We start from the raw sequence: 342 nt of genomic DNA, 5'->3' as shown, positions 1-342 counted from the left end.
ATCTTCGCAAAGCTCGCCCAATAAGTCAGTGGGATCGACCGGCAGTTCTGGGGGAGTACCTGGGTCGCCACCGCCGCAGAATGGCGTCTCACTATTCGGGTCAAAGGCACCACACAAAGCATCCTGGCCATCGGTTAAGCACTGTTGGGGATTGGACGTGTCGTCACAGAGTTCGCCCAGTAAGTCGGCGGGATCAACCGGCAGCTCCGGCGGAGTGCCCGGATCACCACCGCCGCAAAATGGCGTTTCACTATTAGGGTCAAATGCACCACACAAAGCATCTTGCCCATCGGTCAAGCACCGCTGCGGATTCGAGGCATCTTCGCAAAGCTCGCCCAATAA

1 protein-coding gene is annotated in these 342 nt (G+C 57.6%); it reads right to left on the bottom strand.

Annotated elements, in window-relative coordinates:
* Window positions 1-342 (bottom strand): hypothetical protein (locus tag B3K78_RS11900; protein WP_286695639.1); only part of this gene is annotated, 342 nt, incomplete at both ends.

Source organism: Spongiibacter sp. UBA1325 (assembly GCF_002306875.1).
GTDB classification, from domain to species: Bacteria; Pseudomonadota; Gammaproteobacteria; order Pseudomonadales; family Spongiibacteraceae; genus Spongiibacter; species Spongiibacter marinus.
Note: the sequence above shows the minus strand (reverse complement) of the source record. Positions and strands in the feature narration are given on the sequence as shown.